Here is a 6,744-nt window from a genome sequence, read left to right as displayed (position 1 = left end):
GGGGGGGTGGGGGGGGGTGCGGGGGGGGGGGGTGTGCCCCCCGCGACCGGTACCCGGTGCCCGGGGTGGGACGTGGCAGCTCGCGGCTCCCCGTGCCCCGGGCAGTCGGATCCGGGCGGTCAGATCCGGGCGGTCAGATCCGGGCGAGGTCGCCCGCGCCGACGATTCCGGCGGCGGAGCCCATCGAGGCCAGCACGACGGCGGCGCGCGGCCGGTGCACACCGCCCGTCAGGTACTTCTCGAACGCCTTGGCGACCGGGTCGAGCAGCAGCCGCCCGGAGTCGGAGACGCCGCCGCCGAGGACGAAGACGGCCGGGTCGAAGAGGGCGGCGAGGTCCGCCATGCCGCGGCCCAGCCAGTCGGCGAGCTCCTCGTAGCACTCCAGGGCGAGCGGGTCGCCGCCCTCCGCGGCCTCGGTGATGTGGATGCCGCGAATGGTCTCGGCGACCCCGTCGTTGAGGTCGAGCATCCACTTGCCGCGCACGGGGTCGGCGGCGGCCCGCTCCCGGCCGTAGCGGCGCAGCGCGCGACCGGAGCCGTACTGCTCCCAGCAGCCCTTGCCACCGCAGCCGCAGAGCAGGCCGTCGGGGACCATGTTGAGGTGGCCGATCTCGCCGGCCACGCCGAAGCGGCCCCGGTGCAGGCGGCCGTCCAGCACGATGCCGCCGCCGATGCCGGTGCCGACGGTGATCAGGACCATGTCCTCGTACGCGGCGGCGGCACCGAAGCGGAACTCGGCCCAGGCGGCGCAGTTGGCGTCGTTCTCGACCACCGTGGCGAGGCCGGTGAGCTCCTCGATCCTGCTGCGCAGGGGCTCGTTCTCCCAGGCGATGTTCGGAGCGAAGATCACCGTGGAGCGGTCGCGGTCGACGAAGCCGGGAGCGCCGACACCGACCGCGGACACCTCGGGGTGCTGCTCCTTGAGCTCGCGGACGGCCTGGGCGATGGCATCGACCGCCCACTGCGGGTCGGCGGGGGTGGGTACCCGGGTCCGGGCGAGGATCTCGCCGTTCTCGTCGACCACACCGGCCGCGATCTTGGTGCCGCCGACATCGACGCCGATGGTCAGAGCCATGTGTCCCTCAGCTATTCACTCGTTCCCGCCTGTCCGGAACGGTACCCGGACAACGGTGCTCCCGTACACAGCGCTGCATACATTATCCGAAGACATTTCCCGAGGATCTCGCCCGTAGGCTTTCAAAAGTCGTACGTTATGACCCGATCAGTGACGTTATGAAGCCGGACGATCACCAGTTACGCCGAGCGACTTCACTAATTGTCCGACGCTCCGTCGAGATCGATTCGCTGCGAGTCCGCCTGACCGGGGGCCGACCAGCGGCGCTCGTGACCGGAGACGACGGCACGGTAGGCGGCGAGGAGCTCACTGCCGGCGGCGGCCAGGTGCCCGTACACCTCGGGGTTCTGTTCGCGGAGCCGACCGCCGACCTGCTGGGCCTTCTCCCCCACGGCGGCGGCGAACCGGCGCACCTCCTCGACCAGCGGGCCGAGATCGCCGGTGGAGGGCTGGTCGGTCTCTTCGTCGGCCATCGGGCGCCTCTCTCCTGGGGCGGCCACGGCGGCCGCCGTGCCCGAGACGCTACCTGATGCCCCGGGGCCAATCCGTCGGCCAGAGCGCCGGGTCCGGCGCGAAGCGGACCGAGAGCACTCCCTCGCCCATCCCCGCGCCCTGCACGGTGCAGCGGCGCAGCGCGGAGGGCAGCGGCAGGATCCGCCGGTACCCGCCCAGGCCGACCACCAACTCGTCGCCGCGCCGGACGAGTTCGAGCTCGGACCGGTCCGCGCCGGGCAGCGCGAGACGCCAGATGAGCAGGCCCTCCTCGGCGAGCCGGTCCACCACCTGCCACGGGGTGTCGTACGGGACGGGCTCGACCTCGCCGTACAGCTGGGCGGCCATGCCCTCCAGGGTCGGCTCGGGCCGGCGGCAGACCAGCAGGGGCAGCCCGCCGAGTTCGTCGGCGAGCCCGGTGAGCCGGTCGTGTTCGCGGGCGGCCTGGGCGGCGAGCCAGGGGTCGGGCGAGTCGACGGCGGCGGTGGGCAGCGCACGGTGGGCGACCACGGCGTCCAGCCGCTGCCCGTACAGGGCGAACCCGGCCCGGATCCGGCGCAGTTCGTCGAAGTCGAAGTGGTCGGCGTCCACCACCAGACGCACCGAGGTACCCGGGTCCTCGACGGCGGAGCGGGCCTCGGCGAGCACGGCGACGGCCTTGGTACGGGCCGAGAAGAGCCAGTCGGCGGGCATCGGCACCCCGGCGACGGCGGCCAGCAGCGGGCGCAGCGCGCGGGCGGCCTGGCGCTGCTCGGGCAGCAGCCGGTCGAGGTAGCGGGTGAGCTGTTCGGGCAGCGCGAGGGTGGCGATCAGCTCGGCCGGGTCGGGGGCCGCGACCACCAGGACCTCGGCGTCGGCGGTGCGCAGCGCGCGCAGCAGGGCGAGCTGGCGGGTGCCGGGCAGCGGAGTGAGCTCCTCGGGGTCGAGCGGAGCGGCACCGATCAGGTCGAGGGCGGGGCCGAGGCGGTCGCCGAACCCGTCCAGGGTGGCGCGGAAGGCGTCCTGCTCGTCGACCCGCGCGGCCGTGAGGTGCTCGGCGTACGGCGTGGGGAGTCCGGTGAGCCTGCCGCCGAGGGCGGCGTCCAGCGTGCGGTGCGGGTCGCCGGCGGCGAGCAGCAGGGTGCGCCGCCCCTGGCCGGCCGCGTGCAGGGCGGTGGCCGCGGCGATCAGTGCCGAGCCGTCTCCGCTGACCAGGATCGTCCGCACCGCCGGAACCTCAGCCCTCGACGCGCTTCTTCAGCCCGGCGAGCGCCCGGTCGATGATGACCTTCTCCGCCTTGCGCTTGATCATGCCGAGCATCGGGATCTTCACGTCCACGGCGAGCCGGTAGGTGACCTCGGTACCGCCCTTGACGGCGGCCAGGGAGTAGGAGCCGTCCAGGGAGCGGAGCATCTGGCTCTTGACCAGCGTCCAGGAGACCTCGCGGTCGCCGTCCCAGGTGTAGGCGAGGACGTGCTCGTCGCGGATCGCCCCGGCGTCGAGCAGCAGGCGGACCTGGGCGGCCCGGCCGTCCTCGGCGCTCTCCAGGACCTCGATCTCCTTGACCTCGCCGGTCCACGCCGGGTACGCGGCGAAGTCCGCGATCACGGCCATGACCTCCGCCGGGGTCGCGGCGATGGTGATGCTCGACCTGGTGTGTTCCGCCATGGAACGGTCCTCCGCGTCTCTTCCGATATGCGCCCAGGGCAGGTTATCGCGCCAGGTGAGCCCCCCCGTGCCGCGGGGGCTCCGGGCGTACGGGGGAGATCGGACCTACCGGCGGGTCACATCGGCGCTGCCGTATGGTGCGAGTCGAAACCTCCCGGTTCATCCACCCCGGTGCACCGGACCCCTCAGACCTGGTCGAACGGTGTGACTCTCGGAACAACCGGACCGACACCCCTGGTCGAATCCACCTACCGGGCAGTAACGTCCTGCCGTCCCGCAGCGTCGCAGACGAGGAGCAGTCTTGCTCGAGTTCAGCCTTCCGGCCCGTTACCAGGTACCGAGCGACGGTAACCTCGCCGACCTCGTCCACCAGAACGCCGAGCGGCACCCGGGCGAGGCGGTGATCAGCCGCAAGGTGGACGGGCGCTGGGTGGACCTGACGGCTGTGCAGTTCCTCGCCGAGGTGCACAGCGCGGCCAAGGGCCTGATCGCCTCCGGCGTGCGACCGGGCGCCCGGGTCGGCATCATGTCGCGCACCCGCTACGAGTGGACGCTGCTGGACTTCGCGATCTGGACCGCGGGCGCGATCACCGTGCCGGTCTACGAGACCTCCTCCGTCGAGCAGGTGCAGTGGATCCTGAGCGACTCCGGGGCAGTCGCCGTGATCACCGAGACCGACACCCACGCCGCCGTGGTGGCGGGCCTCCGCGACCGGCTGCCGGAGCTGAAGCACACCTGGCAGATCGAGGCGGGCGGCGTCGCCGCCCTCGCCGAGGCCGGGGCCGCAGTCACCGAGGACACGGTGGACGAGCGCCGTTCCATCGCGACCGCGGACTCGATCGCCAGCATCGTCTACACCTCGGGCACCACCGGCCGCCCCAAGGGCTGCCAGCTGACGCACGCCAACTTCCTGGCCGAGCTGGGCAATGTGACGAACCGTCTGGAGCCGCTGTTCCGGACCGGCGAGAGCTCGGTGCTGCTCTTCCTCCCGCTGGCCCACGTCCTGGGCCGGATCGCCGAGATCGCCGCCGCCATCACGCCGATCAAGCTGGGCCACGTCTCGGACATCAAGGACGTCACCGCCGAGCTGGCCTCCTTCCGCCCGACCCTGATCCTGGGCGTGCCCCGGGTCTTCGAGAAGGTGTACAACACCGCGCGCACCAAGGCGCAGGCCGACGGCAAGGGCAAGATCTTCGACCGGGCCGCCGACACCGCCATCGCGTACAGCCGGGCACTCGACCAGGGCGGCCCCGGCCTGGTCCTCAGAATCAAGCATGCGGTCTTCGACAAGCTGGTCTACAGCAAGCTGCGCGCCGCACTGGGCGGCCGGGCCACCCACGCGATCTCCGGCGGTGCCCCGCTCGGCGAGCGGCTCGGCCACTTCTACCGGGGCATCGGCTTCACCGTCCTGGAGGGCTACGGCCTGACCGAGACCTGTGCCGCCACCGCCTTCAACCCGCACGACCTGACGAAGATCGGCACGGTCGGCCAGCCGCTGCCCGGCTCGGCGGTCCGGATCGCCGAGGACGGCGAGGTCATGTTCAAGGGTCCGCAGGTGTTCGCCGGGTACTGGAACAACCCGGCCGCCACCGCCGAGGTCCTGCACGACGGCTGGCTGGCCACCGGCGACCTCGGTTCGCTGGACGAGGACGGCTACCTCACCATCACCGGCCGGAAGAAGGAGATCATCGTCACAGCGGGCGGCAAGAACGTCGCCCCCGCCGTGATCGAGGACCGGATCCGCGCTCACGCCCTGATCGGCGAGGTGATGGTGGTCGGCGACCGCAGGCCGTTCATCTCCTGTCTGGTCACCATCGACGAGGACTTCTTCCCCAAGTGGAAGGAGCTCAACGGCAAGCCCGCCGACGCCTCGCCGGCCGACCTCCGCGAGGACCCCGACCTGCTGGCGGCCGTCCAGTCCGCGGTGGACGACGGCAACCTGGCCGTCTCGCACGCCGAGGCGGTGAAGAAGTTCCGCATCCTGGACACCGTCTTCTCCGAGGAGAGCGGCTACCTGACGCCCTCGCTGAAGCTGAAGCGCAACCTCGTCCTGAAGGACTTCGCCGCCGACGTCGAGGCCCTCTACCAGCGCTGAACGCACGCCAGGGGCGCGGGGAGCCGTACGAACCGCCCCCTGGGAGGCTGCACCGCCCCACCGTGGCCCACCGGGCCCGGCCGGCCGCGGTGGCCTCCGCCCCGCCCGGCTCCCCGCGCGGCACTCCCGAGCCGCACCCCCGGACAGCTCCGGCGGGGCCCCGGGCTCAGGCCGCCAGCAGCGAGGTGAGCCGTCCGGCCAGCAGGTCCCAGCGCCAGGAACGCTCCACCCAGCGCCGTCCGGCCTCCCCCATCCGACGGCGCAGCTCCTCGTCGTGCAGCAGCCGCACGATCCGCTCCGCCGTCGCCGCCGTCGAGCGCCCCGGGACGACGTACCCGGTCTCGCCCTCCAGGACGGCGTCGGGGGCGCCGCCCGAGTCGCCCGCGACCACCGGCAGCCCGGTCGCCGAGGCCTCCAGGTAGACGATGCCGAGACCCTCCACGTCCAGCCCGCCCCGACGGGTGCGGCAGGGCATGGCGAAGACGTCGCCGGCGCCGTAGTGCGCGGGCAGCTCCTCCCACGGGACCGCACCGGTGAACCGCACCGAGTCGCTCACCCCCGTGGCCTCGGCCAGCTTCCGCAGGTCCGCCAGGTAGGGCCCGCCGCCGACGATCAGCAGGACGGCGTCCGGCACGGACGCCAGGATCTGCGGCATCGCCGCGATCAGGGTGTCCTGGCCCTTGCGCGGGACCAGCCTGGAGACGCAGACCACCACCGGACGGTCGCTCAGCCCCAGCCGGGCCCGGACCGCGGCGCCGCCGGAGTCCGGCCGGAAGGTCTGCTCGTCCACCCCGGGCGGCAGTTGCACCATCCGCTCCGCCGCCCCGGGTCCGACGGCGGCGGCGATCCGCGAACGGGTGTACTCGCCGAGGTAGGTGAGGGTGTCGGTGCCCGCGCCGATCCGGCGCAGCAGCTGGCGGGAGGCCGGGAGCTGGGCCCAGGCGGCCTCGTGACCGTGGGTCATGCCGAGCAGCCGTCCGGCCCCGGCCCGGCGCAGCGCGGGGGCCATCAGCCCGAGCGGCGCGGCGGCGCCGAACCAGACCGAGTCGCAGCCCTCGGCCCGCAGGATCTCGGCGGCCCGCCGGGTGACCCTGGGGGTCGGCACCATCATCCTGGTGCGGTCCCTGATCACCGGGAACGGCTGCTGCGCGTCGAAGCGCCGGACCTCACTGCCGTCACGCCAGGTGGAGGCGTACACCACAATGCTTCCGGCGGGCTGCCGGACGGCCATATTGTGTACGAACGCCTGGATTCCGCCGGGCCGGGGCGGGAAGTCGTTGGTGACGATCAGGGTCTTGTGCATGCCACGGCTCGCTCGGTCGGGGGGTGCTCGGTGTACCGGTCGGTGATCCGTACCATAGGTCAACACCGCGGCTCGCCGGGAACGCGGCCGGGCAGCGCAACCGTTTCCCTCCCGTGCCGGTCCAGACAGAC

General features: G+C 72.8%; 6 protein-coding genes. 1 reads left to right on the top strand and 5 read right to left on the bottom strand.

Annotation, left to right across the window (positions count from 1 at the left end):
- Window positions 1-133 precede the first annotated feature (133 nt).
- The 4 genes from ACFC1R_RS05850 to ACFC1R_RS05835 form a co-directional block, all read right to left on the bottom strand.
- Complete coding sequence (locus tag ACFC1R_RS05850) at window positions 134-1,075, bottom strand: ROK family glucokinase (RefSeq protein WP_375933308.1); 942 nt, start codon at window positions 1,073-1,075, stop codon at window positions 134-136.
- A gap of 197 nt (window positions 1,076-1,272) precedes the next feature.
- On the bottom strand, window positions 1,273-1,548 hold the full coding sequence (locus ACFC1R_RS05845; protein WP_375933305.1) for a DUF5304 family protein: 276 nt from the start codon (window positions 1,546-1,548) through the stop codon (window positions 1,273-1,275).
- A 49-nt stretch (window positions 1,549-1,597) separates the two neighbouring features.
- A complete protein-coding gene (locus tag ACFC1R_RS05840; protein ID WP_375933302.1) occupies window positions 1,598-2,773 on the bottom strand; it encodes an ArsA family ATPase in 1,176 nt (391 codons plus the stop codon).
- Window positions 2,774-2,783: 10 nt separating this feature from the next.
- On the bottom strand, window positions 2,784-3,215 hold the full coding sequence (locus tag ACFC1R_RS05835) for an SRPBCC family protein (RefSeq protein WP_375933299.1): 432 nt from the start codon (window positions 3,213-3,215) through the stop codon (window positions 2,784-2,786).
- 301 nt (window positions 3,216-3,516) lie between these two features.
- Between ACFC1R_RS05835 and ACFC1R_RS05830 the strand changes: the two genes are divergently transcribed.
- Window positions 3,517-5,310: an AMP-dependent synthetase/ligase gene (locus ACFC1R_RS05830; protein ID WP_375933296.1), complete on the top strand. Its 1,794-nt coding sequence runs from the start codon at window positions 3,517-3,519 to the stop codon at window positions 5,308-5,310.
- Between the two features lie 166 nt (window positions 5,311-5,476).
- On the opposite strand, the gene ACFC1R_RS05825 is transcribed toward ACFC1R_RS05830, so the two are convergent.
- Entirely contained in the window at window positions 5,477-6,613 is a 1,137-nt protein-coding gene (locus ACFC1R_RS05825) for a glycosyltransferase family 4 protein (RefSeq protein WP_375933293.1), read from the bottom strand.
- Window positions 6,614-6,744 lie beyond the last annotated feature (131 nt).

This window comes from Kitasatospora sp. NPDC056138 (assembly GCF_042264695.1).
GTDB lineage: Bacteria > Actinomycetota > Actinomycetes > Streptomycetales > Streptomycetaceae > Kitasatospora.
The sequence above is the reverse complement of the archived record's forward strand: the minus strand, read 5'-3'. Positions and strand labels throughout refer to the sequence as shown.